Below are 16,088 nucleotides of genomic sequence, written 5' to 3'. Positions count from 1 at the left end.
GTGATGGTGAGTTGTAGATCTTTTCCAGGGTGCTTCGTTCCTCGTCACTCAAGGCGAGTGGTTTAGCGGGGTGCGACATGGATCAATAATACCATCACCAGTAAGCTATTTCACGGACGGTACACTAGTTACCACCGTAGACGGGCCGGCGTGGATGTACGTGGCAACGAAATGGCGACAAGATTTCGCGCGGCGCTGGGGCTACGTTGTCCCCCACGGCGATTTCCACCGCTTCTAAGAACGCGTGGCGAGGAAAAGGAAAGATAACGAGATGACGCACAGTATTCATACCGCACAACCCGCACTTTCGTCCGGGCGAAACAGGCACGCGAGCCGGTGGAGCCTCGGGCACGCGCTCGCGGGGCTGAGCTTAGCCGCGCTCACGGGTCTGAGTGGCTGCGCGAGCACCGCGGTGGGTGATCCCGATCCGGTCACCCCCATTCCGGTGGCGAGCGCGGCGCCCGGCGGCGCTGCGACCAGCGGGAACGGCTCCGGGACTGCGCAGGAACGCGCCGCGGTTAATGATGGGGCGGAAGGGGGCCGCCCGGTTGCGATTGCTCCGAGCGGGGACGTGGAAGCTCAGCTTGGGGTGCCGGTAGGTCTTTCGGTCGACGGCGCCACTCGGGCTGCGTTCACCCTGACTGTCACGGATATCGCACGGGCGCAGGAGTGCCCCTCGCGCATCGCGGAACCAGCGGTGGTCACTGCCGAGAACGGCACTTTCCTCGTGGTTGATCTCAATGCGCAGATGGCAGCCGATTATGCTGCGTACGACCCGGATGTTCCCTTCCTCACCCTGGATCGGGATGCCTTCCACCTCACGGACCGGGATGGAAATATCCAGGAAGATAGCCACTCGGTGGTATCGTACGCGTGCTATCCCGCCGCGGAACGGGTAACCCCCTTTATCAATCCGGGAGAAAGCGCGGCCGGCAAGGTGGTCCTGGAAACCTCCCTGGAGCACGGCTATCTGGTCTACAACCCCTGGGGTGTTCCGGGTTCGGGGTGGCGCTGGGCTTTCTAAGCGCCGCTCCTAATCCGCGATGGCGTAGGTGCTGCGCACGTAACGCAGGTAGATCTTGCGATAGAGCGCCGGGCACGTACGCAGCAGGGCGGCTCCGGCCGCTAGCTGCGGGCGGGCCTGCGCGGTGGCGCGCAGCATGGGCAAGCTAAGAGCACGCCGTGCCGAGCGCACGATATCCGCGGTGTCCTTCTCCGAACGCATGGCGGATTGCGCCAAAATCATCATGGCGAGGGTACGGTACACCAAAAAAGCGGAAAGGTTTTTCGGTTCTGCCATCCATTCCGGCCCGAGCTTTTCGGCTAGGAAACGTGCGGCATCCTCATATTCTTGCGGATCGGGAACACGGCCCCAGGTGAGGGACTGGGTCCCCACCACATAATTGGCTAGGGCATCGGGAATGGAGGTGACCTGCCGGGCCCGGGAAAGCGCTATCGCGGCAACAACTTGATCTTCCCCGCGGTGAATATGCTCGGGGAAACGCAAACCCTCGAACGTGGCGGCGGCAAAAAGCTTATCCCAGAGGAACGGGGTGAGGTTATCGGTGAGGAAAGCTCGCACCGCCTCCGGGCCCGCCAGGGTACCGAGGAAACGGGAGTGCTCGGTGCGCGTGCGTCCATTGGAGAGATGAATGGTGCGCCCGCAGCACACCACATCGGTACCGGGCGCGCTTTCCACTTCACGCAGCATCCGTTCCAGATAGGTGGGTTCCCAATAATCATCCCCGTCGAGGAAGGCAATATAGTCACCGGAAGCGCGGCCGAGGGCGGAGTTTCGCGCCCCGGATACCCCGGTATTGTTCTCGTGGTAGATCACGGTGAGGCGGGTATCGGCCAGTTCTTTTTCCAGGTCGTGCAGCACGCCGGCGGTGTTATCGGGGGAGTGATCATCCACAACGATGAGCTCCACATCGGGCATTGTTTGGCCCAGGACCGATACAACCGCGCGCCGAATGGTGTCCTCACCGCGGTAGGCGGGAGTGATAACGGATACCCGTGCCATGATTCCTCCTAGGTCAGCTCAGTAGTCTCCATGGTACCCGCGCGCGGTCCTGGTGCATCCCGCCCGGCCCCAAAGGTCCCCAAGCTTCTGGCGTGCTATCGGGCTCTATCGGGCGCGGCGCACCAGACCGAGGATATGGCAGATGCTGCCCAGCAGCGGGCCCACGACCAGGGAAACAACCGTGCGTATGTCCAAAGAAATGGGGATGAGCATCAAGGCGACGCAGACCAGCAGGGCCACGCACCACCCCAGAATATTGAGGCGGTGGTGATCGGCGGCCAGCGCCACCGCCCCGGTGAGCGTAAGAAGAGCCAGGCAGGCTGCGGCAAGAACCAATAATCCCAGCGTCAGGGGAGTATTCGCATAAGCCGATCCGAAGATAACCGCCATGAGCCACGGGCCGCACGCGGCGGCGGCCAGGGCGCCAATCCCGCCAATTCCTCCCAGAATAACGGCCAGCCGTAGCAAATAACCGCGGGTGCGCTCGGGGTGCTGGACGAAAACCGTGATCACCATGGACTGGAAAGCCACCAGGGGAAGCATGAGGGGCGCGCGGGTTACAGATACCGCTTGAATGAGCGGAGCGGCCTGGGAGAACACTTCCGGCTCGGTAGTTAGGCTCATCAGGAGGGGGAAACCGTTAATGAGGAGCGCGCTGGCCCCGGTGGCGGCCATAGCCAGCAGGAGGCGGCGCACCAAGCCCCGCGGCGCAATATTGATGCGGGTGCGCGCCAAAGCCCGCACTCCCGGCGCGACGCTAAGCAGCAGCCAGGTACCGCAGGCCAGCACGCAGGCGAAGGCGTAGAGGTGGAGTGCAAGGCTGAGATATCCAGCTATCGCAATGAAAAGGAAACGCAGGGCCGGTTCCAGCGAGGTGAGAGTACCGAAAACTTTCCAGTTCCCGCGCCCAGCGAAAACTCCGAGGAGTCCCAGATGCACGCTGTTGAGGAGTACCCCTAGTGCAATAAAACCAATAAGAAGAGCACGCCCGGAAAACCCGTGAAATACTCGCAGCCACAGCGGCGTGGCGGCCAGCACCAGCAGCGCGGCACATACGCCCACCCCCGCGCAGATGAGGACCGGTGAGGTGCGGTAGCGCGGCCCCGCGGCCCCGGATGCCACGCCCGCGCGGCCTTCCACCCGGTCGCGGCGCACCGCCCGCGTCACCTCATTTTGGAGCCCCGCCACGATCGCAATAATGGCGAACAGGGCAGCCCAGAACGTCAAAAACAGGGTGTTATCGGTAGGGGAGAGCGAACGCGCACTCACCACCGTAATAAAGAAACCGGAAAGCGCCCCGGAGGCACCCCCCAGGGCAACGGGCAGGGCAGCTCCGGCAGTTTCTGAGCTCTGGCCAGCGGCGGTGGACATCACGGATGGCCTTTCTCTTCGCAGGATTTCTTAAGTATAGGGCGCGGCACACTCCGGGCGGCCGGCTAGGCACGTCCGACCCGTGCGGACCCGCACCCTGAGCGCACCCGTGCCATAATAGGCGCTAGTACAGATGGCGGCGAAACAGCAAGCGGCTTCGCCACGGAAAGGATATGCCCGATGCGCCTCGATATCATGCTGCCCTTCTGGGGTAACCCGGACTACCTCTTCCAAACCGTGGAATCGGTCCTGGCCCAGGATAGCGATGAGTGGAAGCTCACCGTGGTGGATGATTGCTATCCCGATGAGAGCGTGCCCGAGTATTTCGCCAACCTTCATGATGAGCGCGTCACCTATATTCGTAATGAAACGAATCGGGGCATTACCGAAAACTACGAGACCTGCCTCAAGCTGGCCACCTCGGAATACATGATGTTCATGGGCTGCGATGACCTGATGGAACCGAATTTCGTTTCGACCATCCAGGCCGCTATTGCCGCTCACCCCACCATCGATATTATTCAGCCCGGCGTGCGCCCCATTGACGCGCAGGGCACGGTTATTTCGCCGCTCGGGGATCGCATCAAAGCCTCTCTGCGCAGGCGCTCCACCCGGATGGGCAATGTTATTTCCGGGGAGGGAGCAGCGGCGGTCCTTCTCACCGGGGACTGGCTCTACTGGCCCTCTCTGGTTTTCCGCACCGAGACGATTCGCGCCACCCCCTTCCGCGCTGGTTTCCCCCTGATTCAGGATCTCGCCATTGTCGTCGATATGCTGGCTGCCGGTGCCTCTCTGCTCGTGGAACCTACGGTCTGCTTCCGCTACCGCCGCCACGATTCTTCCGCTTCTGCTTCCAAGCTTCTGGACGGTACCCGCTTTGCTGGGGAGCGGCGCTATTTCGCGCTCGCGGCCGCGGAGATGAAAAAGCGCGGTTGGAGGAAGGCCCAACGGGCAGCCCACGTGCACGCCACCTCGCGCCTCTACGCCGCTACCTTGCTGCCGCGGGCCCTCAAGGAGCGCAGCTCCACCGGGGTGCGTACGCTGCTGCGTCACCTGCTGGGCAGGTAGGCCCCGGCGTCGTCTTTTTTACGACGACGCACGCCCCGCAGCGCGCCTCTTCGCGCGCCCTAGCGTGCCGGCGCGCGCAACTCTCCGAAGGGTTTTTTCTTACCGCGCGAGGCCCGCATGGCGGGCCGTTCCACCAGGAACCAGGAGAATGCCGCGCCCAATGCGGTAAGCACAAAAAGAACAGCGCAGAAAACAAGGTAGGGGGCCGCGTCCGCAAGGCCGAGGCGAGTGAGGAGCTGGGTGAGCGGGAATCCCCAGATGTAGATGCCGTAGCTGAAATCGTGGACCTGGAAGAGACGCGGGGAGGGAAGCGTCTGCCCGATCCACAGCAGCACGTAGGTGAGCAGTGGCGCGGAAATCTGCGGCCCGGAATGCGGGGCCACCACCATAATGGCGACGGCCGCAACGGCGGCACCCAGGGCTCCCCAGGTGGTCAGGCTCAGGCGGTCTTTGGCCAAGAAGAGGAGTGAGCCACCGAAGAAGAAGGGGAGCAGGCGTGAAAGCTGGTCAAGTGTGCCGTTCATCGTGCCCAGGTACACCGTGGCGGTGGGGAGGAATACCCGCAGCGCGCAGGTGCCCAGGAAAATTGCGGCGGTGGGCCAGATGTGCCGCTTGAAGAAGGGGATGGTGAGCAGCGCGCCCACAATGAGATAGCACACGAACTCGTAGTAGAGCGACCACAGTGAGCCGTTCCAGGCGATGGGGTAGGGAACATTGTGGAGGGTATCCGCGATGCCCCACTGGTTCATGTAGAGGAAGAAATTGCCCAGGATATAGCTGATGGGAGTGGGGCCGGTGGTGAGATAGCCGTCCAGGGTACCGTGGTCGAGCAGATAGACGAAGGGCGCGAGGAGGAAGGCGGTCACCACGTTAATGAACAGGAACGCCGGGAAAATGCGCACCACGCGATTCTTGAGGTAGCGCCCCACATCCGAACGCAGCCGGGCCGCGGTAATGAGATACCCGGAAATCATGAAGAAACCGAAAACAGCCCAGGCTCCTACCGATTCACCGGGCGTGATTTCGAATTCCCCGACGAGCTGAGTCACCGGCCCCACGTGGTGGAAAAGTACCATGAGCGCAAAAACCAGCCGAATCAAATTCAGCGAGTTATTGCGGGGGTCAAGCCAGGTGCGCATACGTTCCTTCGTGTGGTACCAGCACGGTGGGGGGCGACGACGCCGTTGCCGGGTCGTCGCCGCACACCGCGCTATCGTTTCAGGTTTAGAGATACTGGGTCTGGGTGTTAATCCAGGAGGCAAGGCGCGTGAAGCCTTCTTCCACGTCTACCTCGGCTTCGAAACCGAGGAGCTCGCGGGCCGGCTGCGGATCTGCCCAGGCGTGGCGCACATCCCCGTGGCGCCACTGACCGGTGATCTTCGGTTCGGGAGCCCCGTAAATCTTCGCGATAATTTGGGCGGCTTCGAGGATGGTGGTGTAGTGGCCCGCTCCGATATCCACGGAAACTCCCGGGCACTTCTCAATTTCGATCATTTTAATGAGGGCGCGGGCCACATCATCAATAATGATGAAATCGCGGCGGATGAGGCCGTCCTCATACACGGAAATCTGTTGCTTATTGTAGGCAACGCGGCAGAAGAGGGACATGATCCCGGTGTAGGGATTGGAGGGCGTTTGGCCGGGGCCGTACACGTTTTGCAGGCGTACAATCCCGATCTCGCAGCCGAAAGCATCGCCCCACATGCGCAGGAGCTGTTCCTGGGCGATCTTGGTCACCGCGTACACCGAAGAAGGATGGGGCTCCACCAGGCTGGCATTCATGGCCACCGGCTCCGCCTCCGGGAAATCCCATTCTTCTTTTTCAAACATGGCCACCGTGCGTGAACCGGGGTAGAACAGCTCACCGGCGTGTTCCCCGGAGGTGTGCCGCCAGGCACCCTCACCGTAGACCGCGCGCGAGGAGGCGAGGACGATGCGCTGCGGGATCACCTGGTGGCGCGCAAAAGCATCGAGCATCGTGGTGGTGCCCACCACGTTCACGGAGGCGTGCCGGGTGGATTCGGTCAGGGACTGCCCGGTTCCGGTTTCCGCCGCCAAATGGACAACGACATCCGGGGTGAAGCGCTCCAGCAGGGCATCCCAGGCGGCCGGATCGGTCACATCGGCTTCGTAGAGCTCCACGCGCTTATCGAAGCCGGCCGTGGGCTGATGATCCGGGTGGATCTGCGGATGCAGGTTATCGAAAGCGATAACCTGGTCGTGATGATCGGCAAGGTACGTTGACATCGCCGCTCCGATAAAACCGGCACCACCGGTGACAAGAATGCGCATGGAAGTCCTTCCTTTATTTGATGCACATGAAGTTTACGCCTCAGGTAGGGGCGCCGCGCGTTCCGCGCGTAGCAAAGCTATTTCTTCAGCCAAACGCCGCCGGTCTTCTTCTAACCGGGAGACTGCGGTAGAGAGCTGGATCGTCACCATGAGCAGCACCACGCACGCGATCACCAAAATCATATTGGAGGCGCGTTTGAAACCGAGGGCTTGGGAAACGAGGAAAACAACCTGGGGCCAGATTGAAATAACGAGCAGGCCGATACCGATAAGGAACCAGATATACACGTAGGTTTGTTTCATCCGCCGGGAGCGCAGCAAGATAAACAGATATATAAGGAAGAGGATGCTCGCGGCGATGGGCAAGAGGCGGTAGAGCACGTTATTGCCTTCCTTCGGTTCCGTCGAGATCTTTTTGGCCGGGGCGGGTGGAAGCTACCGCCATGGCGATAATACCGCGCAGCAGCAGACGTGCGGCTTTGAGCGGGTTATGGGAGGGAGTGCCACCCTGCCGTTCGCGCATCTCTACCCCTACCTGGGTGACGCGCAGCCCAGCTTTGCTGGCGATAATAAGCGCTTCGATGGTATCGCCCAGGTATTCAGCCGGGAGCTCATCAGCGAGTACCCCGATGGCCCTCCGGTTCGTTAGCTTGAAACCCGAGGTAGTATCCGTGAGCCGAGTGTGATGCACGCGGGAGAGTACCTTGGAAAGGAATCGCATGGCCCAGGCGCGCGGGCCGCGCACCCGATAGGAGCCCCGTTCGGCAAAACGCGCCCCGATCACAATATCGGCACCGGTCTCATCCATGCGGGCCGCCAGGCGAGCAATATCTTCGGGGCGGTGCTGGCCATCGGCATCTACCTGCACAGCGCGGTCAAATCCGTGCCGCCAGGCGTACAGGTAGCCGGTGCGCATAGCCCCGCCCACCCCGAGGTTAATGGGCAAATTGAGGACAGTAGCCCCGCCGGCCGCGGCCACCTGCGCGGTGGCATCCCGGGAGCAATCGTTAATGACCACGAGGGATGCGTGCGGAACTGCCTGGCGTAATTCGGTGAGAACCGCCGGCAGTGCCTCTTCTTCATTCCAGGCCGGAATGAGGACGACGAGACGTGGGTGTCTGTCTTGCTCAGAAGTCATTCTTTGATTTTAGGCCATTTAAGCCCGGGCTTGAACGAACGCTCGTGCTGTGTGCCCTATATGAGGGGCGGTCGTTCGCGATAAGATAACGCGGCAAGTGAAACGTTGTCCATCTCAAGGAAATCCATGGTTGCAGCCACACACGCGGATGCTCGGGCACCTCGGGCCGAGTCGTCTCCACAACACTCTCAGCATCGGGCGGCTCTCTTGTCGCGGTTCCGGAGAATCAGCGCCGGGCGCCCCTGGGTCGTGTGGTTAGCCGTCCTAGTGTTCTTCGGAATTCTGGGCGGGGCGCTCAACCTTCACTTCATCACGAGCAATCCGCACCTGTCTCCCTTCGATGAATACGTGTACCTCGACGCGGTAGATAAGGCCGGGCGCGGGATCGTGGTACGTGACGGGATGACCACGGACTCTTATGCCCGTGAGGTGCTGGCCTGCCTCGGTTTCGGTTCCAATCCGGTCAGCTCGGCAACCATCGGGGTGTGCGGGGGAGATTTCCCGGATGAGAAGCTTCCCTTCGCGGGTTATACCACCGCCGGGGTACATTCGCCGGTCTATTACTTCCTGACCGCCTGGCTAGCCAAGCCCTTCACCGTGCTGGGAATGGGCTTGCTGGGTAGCGCTCGCCTCACCAGCGTGCTCTGGTTGGTGGTGGGTATGACGGTGCTGGCGTGGGGGATGCGCCGTGTTGGTGCCACCTGGGCGATGGCGCTCACGGTGCCGCTCCTTATCACGTCCATGCCCACGTTCCGCACCACGAATTGCTATATCACCCCTGACGCGCTCAACCTCCTTGTTGGCACCCTTATTATCTTCGGGAGTATTTTCTACGCGCGCCGGCAGTGGTCAATCGGCTGGCTCATCCTCATCTCCGCGGTGGCCTGCGTGGTGAAAATGCAAAATATTTTCGCGGTGGTGGCAGCCCTTATTTTCCTGGTGTGGTACCGGATACGGCCCGGCCACGGCTGGGGTAAGAAAGCCGCTGCTGATCCCGCTAAGCTGCCGCGCTGGTGGGAAATTGGTGCCCTCGGGGTGGTCTCCGCGATAGCAGGCGGTGCCTGGCTGGTTATTCGCACGTTCATTCCGGTGGCACGCCCGGATATTGTGGTGGATCCTACCGGGGCGCTTGATCTTCGTCAGCTGCCCTATATGACCGATGATGCGCTTCAAATTATTTTCGCTGGCATTGGCGGGACTGCCGAGCAATATCCGAAATCACCCTTCGCGAGTGTGGTGCTCTGGCTGGGAATTACCGCCATTGTTAGCGTGGCCTGGATCCTGGAACGTCACTCCACTTTGGCGCAGCGTTTCTGCCAGGCAGCCGCGGTTTCTTTCCTCGGCATCGCTCCGGCGGTGGTGCTCGGGTTCAATATTCTTTCCGGCTCACTCACCTTTATGCAACACCGCTACGGGATGGTTCTTATCCCGCTCTTCTGCGCCGCTGCCGCCTGGATCAAGCTGCGACACTCCGTGACCTGGGGTTTGGCGCTCCTCACCGCCTGCGTATACGGATACGCCCTCATTATTCCCTCGGCAACGTAGCACATTGCCGCAACGCAGCAGCTGATCATGCCGGCGGCATGAGGGATGCCCGCGGAACGCACCGAGCGATCCGCGGGCATCTGTGTACCTTCCTCAGGCGCACGAGGGGCGACTAGGTGGACTAGGTGAACTAGATGTACTTGCGCAGCCGGGACTTCACCTTCGAGGCCAGCACCTTCGGGCCGCCGGTACGCAGGTAATCCACCACGAGTTTGAGATCACGCACCGGGTTGAAACCGGGGTCGATAAAGCCGAGCATGGTTCCCGGCACATCGTCCCCGGCGCGGAAAGCCACATCCGCAGCCCGGCGTGGATGCCGGCAGAACTCCAGCAGCGGAGCCAGCGCCCGATCCCAGTGGAACTGCTGGGCGAAACCGGCAATATTCGCACGCGCGCGAGCCGCTGCGGCGTCGTCGTATAGCAGTGTTTCGAGCGCGGCGGCGAGGGCCTCCACATCGCGCGGAGGTACCGAGATACCGATGCCTTCGCTATCGAGGGCATTTCCGAAAGAATCCCCGCTGGTCGCCACGATCGGCAGCCCGGCCCACAGGTAGTCGAGGATACGGGTACGGAAAGAGAATTGGGTTTCCACGTGCTCGAAATGGGTGGAGACTCCCACGTTCGCATCAAGCAGGTAGTTCTGGCGCTCGTGGTAGGGAACCCAATCGTGGTTGAAGAACACGTGCCGGTTCGTCAGGCCCAGCTCATCGGCCAGGGCCACCGCTTCGGAGGCGACCCGCATGGCCGGTACCCCCGGATTCGGGTGTTTCATCCCCAGGAAGTAGAGGCGCACATCGCTATGGGTGCGGGAAAGTTGCGCCACCGCGCGAATGAGGGAGAGTGGGTCGAACCAGTTATAGACCCCGCCGCCCCAGAGAATCACTTTGTCATCCATACCGATGCCGGGAACCTTCCCGCGGATGGCGTGCTCGGTTTGCCGGGGGGCTTCTTCGCCCAGCCCGAAAGGCGCAATATCGATAAGGCTGCGCACATCCGCGTTGTCGGGAAGGACATTGCGGTTGATGCGGCCCATACTCGCCAGCTGCCCCAGCCAGAAATTGCGTTGTTTATCCGAGGCGCACAGGAATTTATCGGCGCGAGCCAGCTGCCGGTTGAGCACGCCGGTCACCCCGGTGATGGAACGTTCGCGGCCCTCCGGACCCTGGTCGCGGGCCTGTTCGAGCTGCTCGAGGTGCATAGGATCGTAAATATCGGCCACGATGATCTTTTCCGAGCTCATGAGCCACGGGGCGCTTTCCAGCAGGAACCCCTGGAAAATAATGACGTCCGCCCAGTCGGTGCAGGCGCGCAGAGTATCGGTATCGCCATTGTGGATCTCGAAAGCCTGGGGTGCCACCTTCCCTACGCCCGCCGTGGAGCACAGCCGTACCGGGTGTTCGAGCGCCAGGCGAGTGCACATTTCCCAGGCGCGGATGGCCGGCCCGGCCATTTTCTCCCCGATGGGTTCGCCGGTTACCACCAGCACCTTCGCCTGCCCGGAGAAACGCTTGGCAATCCCGAAGAAACGCGCCAGCACCTCGTGGAGGTCCAGGTAACGCGGCAGCGGATAGGCCGGCTCCATGGCATTACGCATGAGGGTAATAATTTCCGCATCGGACTTCTGGCGCCCGGCCTGGATTTCCCGGCGCGATTCCACGAGGGAAGGCAAAATATCGCGGAAATACGACACCGCGTAGGGCGCGGTGGCCGCCATTTTCGTGACGGTTCCCTCTGCCGCGCGGTAAGAATCCGGGCCGCGGCGTTCCTCCACCTCGCTGCGTTCCGCGCTGCGCTCCAGGGCGAAAGCAAGGGCAGGAGCGAAAACAGTGCGGAGCAGATCATCCCCGAGATTCTTGTACAGACAAGCCAGCGCATTGCGTTCCAGGAAGTACGTTTCGCGGAAATTCCCGAACTTCTTCATGGTGACGTGGTGGCGGTGGTAGGCCACCGACTCGGGTACATAACGCACATCGTATCCGGCCAAATTGGCACGCCACCCGAAATCGGCATCCTCGTAGAACATGAAGTAGCGGTCATCGAAACCGCCCAGTTCCTCAAAAACGCGGCGCGGCACAAACATCGCGGCCCCGGTGGGGAAGAGCACATTCTTCGGGGTATCCCAGGCGCCGGTATCCTCGCGTTCTGCCTCGCGCTTGTAGCCCATCCCGAACCACGTCATCGAGGAATCGACGAAATCGATTCTGTCGCCCTCCCAGGTGAGTACCTTGGAGGCCACGCAGCCCACCTTCGGGTCCGCCGCAATCGCTTCCACCGCGGCGCGAATCCACTTTTTACCGGGCCGGGCATCATTATTGAGGAAAGCCACAATGTCCCCGCGCGAATGCTCCACTCCAAAATTACAGCCGCCGGTGAAGCCCAGGTTGGCACCCGATTGCAGGACCTGGCAGTCAGGTAGCTCGGCGCGCAGGCGCTCGAAAGAACCATCCCCGGAATTATTATCGACGACGACGATCTCCAGATCCTGCGCCGGCCAATCACATTCACGCAGGTAGTGCGCGGCGGCAATCGTATCCTCCGCCCCGCGGAAATTGACAAGAATAACGGAAACAGAGGTCACTTGCGTTCTCCCTTGAGAGTGCTGGCCAGGCCGCGCAACGCGCGGCGTAGGTGGGGGTGCTTGCGGGCACCGGGCTTGCCGGGCTCCTCGTACAATTGGGTGGTTTCCACCCGTTCATAGGCGTGAATCGGGGAGCGCAGCGCGGCGAGGGCCGCCGCAATATCGCCGTTTTCTTGGGCGACGAGGCTGGTGAGAGAGTGATCGTCGTCGTACGTATTTTGATCGAGGCGATAGTTCCCGGACAGAGCCCCGAGCACAAAATCACGCTGGGCGGTATCCGCGGTGATCACGCGGTCCGCAACACTGAGCGTTTCGTTGAGAACGCTGGCGTTCGCACCTAGACTCTCCGTGCCGGTCACCCCCACCCAATCGGTGCGGACCATCGCCGTGAGGTTCGCGGTGGTGACATCAGCGATGACCACCCCGTGGTTCCCGCTCCACGGGACGGCACGGGCCGGCAGGTTGAGAATATAGGTCACCGCAATTGTGGCGACGGCGCTGCCAATATCGCGGCGGGCCGGTTGGAAAGGTGCGGTGGGGTCGGCACTCCGCTCGCTCAGCTCTTTGCTTTCCGGATCCCACAGATAAAGCGGCTCGGGAATTTCAGCGGCGATCCGGGCGAAACGGGCACGGGCCGCGGTATCGGAACCGGCTACCGCGAAAGCGATGCTCGGCTCATGATCGCGGCGCACATCCGCGAAAGCCGTTTCCAGGAACTCCCGTTCGGAGGTGGGGATGCCGACGCTGGCCCACACCCGGTCAAGGAAATCAGAAAAATGGGGTAGACGGCGGTCCGGGATACGGGCGGCGCTAAGAGCCGCTTCATTGCGGCTTTCCAAGCCGGCTAGGGAGGCAGCCCAATCCCGCACCACCTGGGCCCCGCCGAAAGTGGTGGAGGGGATCTGGAGCGTTGGTACGTCGTCGTTCCCCGGACGGCGGGCAAGATCGAGGGCCGCGGTATCTACCCCGGAGCTGCGGATCGGGTGATCGATGAGGGCGAGGAAAAGCGGGGCAAGGAATTCCAGCTGGTAGGCCGGGGAAAGATTCTTCGTGAGGATACGCAGGTAGTCCACGGTATCCAGATCGGGGGTGCCGGCTTCGAGGAGCGGGGTAGCACGCTGCTCACCGGGCACCCCGGCGGCGCTCAGGCGCCACTGGGCATCCACGGCCAGGGCCGGAAGCGTAAAAGCGGTATCGAGGCCGCCGCACAGGTGCAGCGCCCGGGAGTCGAAGGTGTAGACCGGGGCGGGAACCGCGAGGACACCGCGGGACTCGGATGCGTTCGGATCTTCGGAACGCGGGGCACCCCACGCGGTATTGCGCCCCGGGGTGGCAAGGAGCTGCGCGAGAGCTGTTTTCGTCACAGCACCGGGAGCGGTAACCACCGCGGTCACCGTTTCCCCTGCTGTGAGATCCGCGCGCGGGGCGGGCTGGCCCGCAATGAGCTCCGCAACACGGTAGGGGAGGGCGCGCGCTAAAGCCGGCCCGGCTCCGGCGGGAACAAGAACACAAACACTCATGACTGCCTATCATCCTCCGCGGGGCGGCAAGCGCGGCTCACGTAGCCGCGGCGGCTCGCGGGTGAAACTTACTTTCTCTATCGTACAAGGCGACGCGAGCTAGCGCTGACATCACGCCGCAGGGCCTGCTACCGGAGGAGTGCTTGCTTCGGCGCGCGGCCCGGTGCGTGGCGCGGCCCGGTGCGTGGCGCGGCACGTGTGCTGGTACGCGGCCCGGCGCGCGGCGCGGCCCGCAGCTGGGTAATATGAGACAGATAGGTGCATGCGCGCGGCTAGCCTGGGTGGGTAGTGAGAAGCGCGAATGCCGGTAGGAAAGGTCGGGTATGGCAACAGGGCGCGAACGCGAGGTGGGTCCCGAGGCGCAGGCACGCTTCGAAAAACTCGCCGGCCAGGATCTCACGCGCGTGGCTATTGACACCGGGTTCTTTAGGGGGTGGCGGGCTTCCATCCGCGATATTCTCGCGCATCGCCACCTTCTCGGCCTGCTCACTCGGCGGGAGCTCAAGGCACGCTACAAGGATTCGGTGCTCGGCTACGTGTGGACCCTGGTACGCCCACTTATCAACCTGCTCATCTACTACTTCGCCATCGGCAAGGTATTGGGCGCCGAACGTGCCATCCCCGATTTCGCCATCTATGTTTTCGCCGGGCTCACCGCCTGGGGGCTTTTTTCCCAGATCGTGGCGGCCTCCACCGGTGCGATCGTGAGTAATTCCGGGATTGTCAAAAAGGTGTATCTCCCGCGTGAAATCTTCCCGCTCTCCGCGGCCGGTGCCGCCTTCGTGGACTTCCTCTCTCAGCTGGCCATTTTGGTGTGCGGGGCCCTTATTATCCGCGGGGTGCCGTGGGGGAGTACCCTCATCTACTTCCCGATCTCCCTGGCCGTGGTGGTGGTGTGGGCGGTGGCCTTCGGGCTTTTCCTCTCCGCCGCGAATGTTTACCTGCGGGATGTGCAATACCTCGTGGAAGTTATTCTCCTCATCGGTTTCTGGCTGACCCCTTCGGTGTACTCCTTCGCGATGATCGCCGGAGCAGCCCCCGCTTGGATGATCAACCTCTATCTCCTCAACCCCACCTCGGTGGCGGTTATGGGCTTCCAGCATTCCTTCTGGGCGGCCGGGCAGGGCGCTCTGCTGCCCTCCCATCTCCTCAGCCGTCTGGGAATCTTCCTTATTATTGGGCTGGTGCTGCTCTGGCTCGCGCAACGCTACTTCGCCCGCATGCAACGTAATTTCGCGCAGGAACTCTAAAAGAAAGGCGAGGCAAGGATTCTCATGTCACGTCCCGACGTCATTCAAGTTGATGGAGTTTCGAAGAAATTTATCGTCCACAAAGATAAATCCCTCAAGGAACGCCTGGTTAACGCTGCACGTTCACGCACCCACGCGGAAGAATACTGGGCGCTCAAGAATGTCTCCTTCAGCGTGGCCGCCGGAGAATCGGTGGGCCTGGTGGGTGCGAACGGTTCGGGTAAATCCACCCTTCTCAAAGTGATCGGCGGGATCCTCACCCCCGATGCAGGGCAGGTGCGCACCCGGGGGCGCATGGCGGCGCTCCTAGAACTGGGTGCCGGTTTCCACCCCGACCTCACCGGTATGGAAAATATTTATCTCAACGCTTCTATCCTGGGGCTTTCTGAAGCGGAGATCGATGCCCAGCTCGATTCGATTATTGAGTTTTCGGGGATCCGGGATTTCATCCACACCCAGGTGAAGTTCTATTCCTCCGGGATGTACGTGCGCTTGGCTTTTGCGGTGGCGGTGCATTCGGATCCCGATATTCTCCTCGTGGACGAAGTGCTCGCGGTGGGCGATGAGCCTTTCCAGAAGAAGTGCATGGAGAAGATTCGCCAATTCCAGCGCGAGGGGCGCTCCATTATTCTGGTCTCGCATTCCGCGGCGCAGGTCATCGAGGTGTGTGATCGCGCCGTCGTTCTGGATAAAGGCGCCATGGTCATGGTGGGGGACGTGCGCGACGCGATGTCTCGCCTCCACCAGGGCTACCAGGCCCAAATGCTGGCTGAACTGGCCGCGAAGAACGGCGGGGTGCTCACCGCGGTGGATACCCACCCGTGCAGTATTGAGAACGCCGCGATTGTGGACGGGGTGCGCACCTCCGATGATGGGCTCTTCGTGCATATTAGCGGTGACACCATGCGCATCGCCTTTGATCTGGTGGCCCATGAGCCCTTGCATGATTATGGCGTGGTGGTGGAAATCGCCACGATGAACGAGGGTACCCCGGTTTTCGGGATGTCGAGCCGCCGCCTTCAACTTCCTCTGCCACCCATCACGGACCGAGAAACTATCATGGTTGTTCTTCCCGACCTACCGATTGGGGAGGGCGATTACATCGTTAATCTTGCGATTCTCAACAGTGCGGATATTGAAATCGAGCGGCGTAATAGCGTTGCGCTCTTCACCACCAAATCCGATGGCATGACCACGGGATTCGTCAAAACCTTCCCCGAAGTCTATGTCCATAATGTTAAGATCGAGGCGGGGAGCGCAACGAGCCACTAACCGCGTTCGCGGCCACCACGCTCCCGCGAAC

13 protein-coding genes are annotated in these 16,088 nt (G+C 61.7%); 5 read left to right on the top strand and 8 right to left on the bottom strand.

Annotated features, from left to right (window positions below; translation table 11 throughout):
• Positions 1–271: 271 nt before the first annotated feature.
• Entirely contained in the window at positions 272–1,024 is a 753-nt protein-coding gene (locus tag DDD64_RS03550; RefSeq protein ID WP_126135052.1) for a hypothetical protein, read from the top strand.
• 9 nt (positions 1,025–1,033) lie between these two features.
• On the opposite strand, the gene DDD64_RS03545 is transcribed toward DDD64_RS03550, so the two are convergent.
• Together DDD64_RS03545 and DDD64_RS03540 are read right to left on the bottom strand one after the other, a co-directional pair.
• A complete protein-coding gene (locus DDD64_RS03545) occupies positions 1,034–2,023 on the bottom strand; it encodes a glycosyltransferase family 2 protein (protein ID WP_126135051.1) in 990 nt (329 codons plus the stop codon).
• Positions 2,024–2,128: 105 nt separating this feature from the next.
• Complete coding sequence (locus tag DDD64_RS03540; protein WP_126135050.1) at positions 2,129–3,397, bottom strand: MATE family efflux transporter; 1,269 nt, start codon at positions 3,395–3,397, stop codon at positions 2,129–2,131.
• A 177-nt stretch (positions 3,398–3,574) separates the two neighbouring features.
• Between DDD64_RS03540 and DDD64_RS03535 the strand changes: the two genes are divergently transcribed.
• The gene (locus DDD64_RS03535) at positions 3,575–4,462 is read left to right on the top strand and encodes a glycosyltransferase family 2 protein (RefSeq protein WP_126135049.1); all 888 of its coding nucleotides are present in this window, start codon (positions 3,575–3,577) and stop codon (positions 4,460–4,462) included.
• A 59-nt stretch (positions 4,463–4,521) separates the two neighbouring features.
• On the opposite strand, the gene DDD64_RS03530 is transcribed toward DDD64_RS03535, so the two are convergent.
• The 4 genes from DDD64_RS03530 to DDD64_RS03515 all read right to left on the bottom strand — a co-directional run bounded on the left by DDD64_RS03530 (position 4,522) and on the right by DDD64_RS03515 (position 7,892).
• Complete coding sequence (locus tag DDD64_RS03530) at positions 4,522–5,601, bottom strand: acyltransferase family protein (RefSeq protein ID WP_126135048.1); 1,080 nt, start codon at positions 5,599–5,601, stop codon at positions 4,522–4,524.
• A gap of 85 nt (positions 5,602–5,686) precedes the next feature.
• Complete coding sequence (locus tag DDD64_RS03525) at positions 5,687–6,754, bottom strand: NAD-dependent epimerase/dehydratase family protein (protein WP_126135047.1); 1,068 nt, start codon at positions 6,752–6,754, stop codon at positions 5,687–5,689.
• A gap of 33 nt (positions 6,755–6,787) precedes the next feature.
• Entirely contained in the window at positions 6,788–7,135 is a 348-nt protein-coding gene (locus tag DDD64_RS03520; RefSeq protein WP_126135046.1) for a DUF2304 domain-containing protein, read from the bottom strand.
• 1 nt (position 7,136) lies between these two features.
• The gene (locus tag DDD64_RS03515) at positions 7,137–7,892 is read right to left on the bottom strand and encodes a glycosyltransferase family 2 protein (RefSeq protein WP_126135045.1); all 756 of its coding nucleotides are present in this window, start codon (positions 7,890–7,892) and stop codon (positions 7,137–7,139) included.
• A 267-nt stretch (positions 7,893–8,159) separates the two neighbouring features.
• On the opposite strand from DDD64_RS03515, the gene DDD64_RS03510 reads away from it, so the two are divergent.
• A complete protein-coding gene (locus DDD64_RS03510; protein ID WP_164545899.1) occupies positions 8,160–9,437 on the top strand; it encodes a glycosyltransferase family protein in 1,278 nt (425 codons plus the stop codon).
• 130 nt (positions 9,438–9,567) lie between these two features.
• Here the strand turns inward: DDD64_RS03510 and DDD64_RS03505 are convergent, their stop codons facing one another.
• Positions 9,568–12,015 (bottom strand): glycosyltransferase, encoded by a 2,448-nt coding sequence (locus DDD64_RS03505; protein WP_126135043.1) that lies wholly within the window; start codon positions 12,013–12,015, stop codon positions 9,568–9,570.
• Positions 12,012–13,535, bottom strand: coding sequence for a hypothetical protein (locus DDD64_RS03500; protein WP_126135042.1), 1,524 nt, complete (start codon positions 13,533–13,535; stop codon positions 12,012–12,014). The genes DDD64_RS03505 and DDD64_RS03500 overlap by 4 nt, the downstream gene beginning before the upstream one ends.
• A 323-nt stretch (positions 13,536–13,858) precedes the next feature.
• On the opposite strand from DDD64_RS03500, the gene DDD64_RS03495 reads away from it, so the two are divergent.
• Positions 13,859–14,785, top strand: a complete 927-nt coding sequence (locus DDD64_RS03495) for an ABC transporter permease (protein WP_126135041.1) — start codon at positions 13,859–13,861, stop codon at positions 14,783–14,785.
• A gap of 24 nt (positions 14,786–14,809) precedes the next feature.
• Complete coding sequence (locus DDD64_RS03490; RefSeq protein ID WP_126135040.1) at positions 14,810–16,057, top strand: ABC transporter ATP-binding protein; 1,248 nt, start codon at positions 14,810–14,812, stop codon at positions 16,055–16,057.
• Positions 16,058–16,088: the final 31 nt, after the last annotated feature.

The sequence above is a fragment of the Actinotignum sanguinis genome (genome assembly GCF_003957255.1).
Classification (GTDB): Bacteria; Actinomycetota; Actinomycetes; order Actinomycetales; family Actinomycetaceae; genus Actinotignum; species Actinotignum sanguinis.
Note: the sequence above shows the minus strand (reverse complement) of the source record. Positions and strands in the feature narration are given on the sequence as shown.

Excerpts from the sequence above, each read along its gene's own strand:
- DDD64_RS03550 (WP_126135052.1), top strand. The coding sequence starts at position 272 with ATGACGCACAGTATTCATACCGCACAACCCGCACTTTCGTCCGGGCGA.
- DDD64_RS03545 (WP_126135051.1), bottom strand. The coding sequence starts at position 2,023 with ATGGCACGGGTATCCGTTATCACTCCCGCCTACCGCGGTGAGGACACC.
- DDD64_RS03535 (WP_126135049.1), top strand. The coding sequence starts at position 3,575 with ATGCGCCTCGATATCATGCTGCCCTTCTGGGGTAACCCGGACTACCTC.
- DDD64_RS03530 (WP_126135048.1), bottom strand. The coding sequence starts at position 5,601 with ATGCGCACCTGGCTTGACCCCCGCAATAACTCGCTGAATTTGATTCGG.
- DDD64_RS03525 (WP_126135047.1), bottom strand. The coding sequence starts at position 6,754 with ATGCGCATTCTTGTCACCGGTGGTGCCGGTTTTATCGGAGCGGCGATG.
- DDD64_RS03515 (WP_126135045.1), bottom strand. The coding sequence starts at position 7,892 with ATGACTTCTGAGCAAGACAGACACCCACGTCTCGTCGTCCTCATTCCG.
- DDD64_RS03500 (WP_126135042.1), bottom strand. The coding sequence starts at position 13,535 with ATGAGTGTTTGTGTTCTTGTTCCCGCCGGAGCCGGGCCGGCTTTAGCG.
- DDD64_RS03495 (WP_126135041.1), top strand. The coding sequence starts at position 13,859 with ATGGCAACAGGGCGCGAACGCGAGGTGGGTCCCGAGGCGCAGGCACGC.
- DDD64_RS03490 (WP_126135040.1), top strand. The coding sequence starts at position 14,810 with ATGTCACGTCCCGACGTCATTCAAGTTGATGGAGTTTCGAAGAAATTT.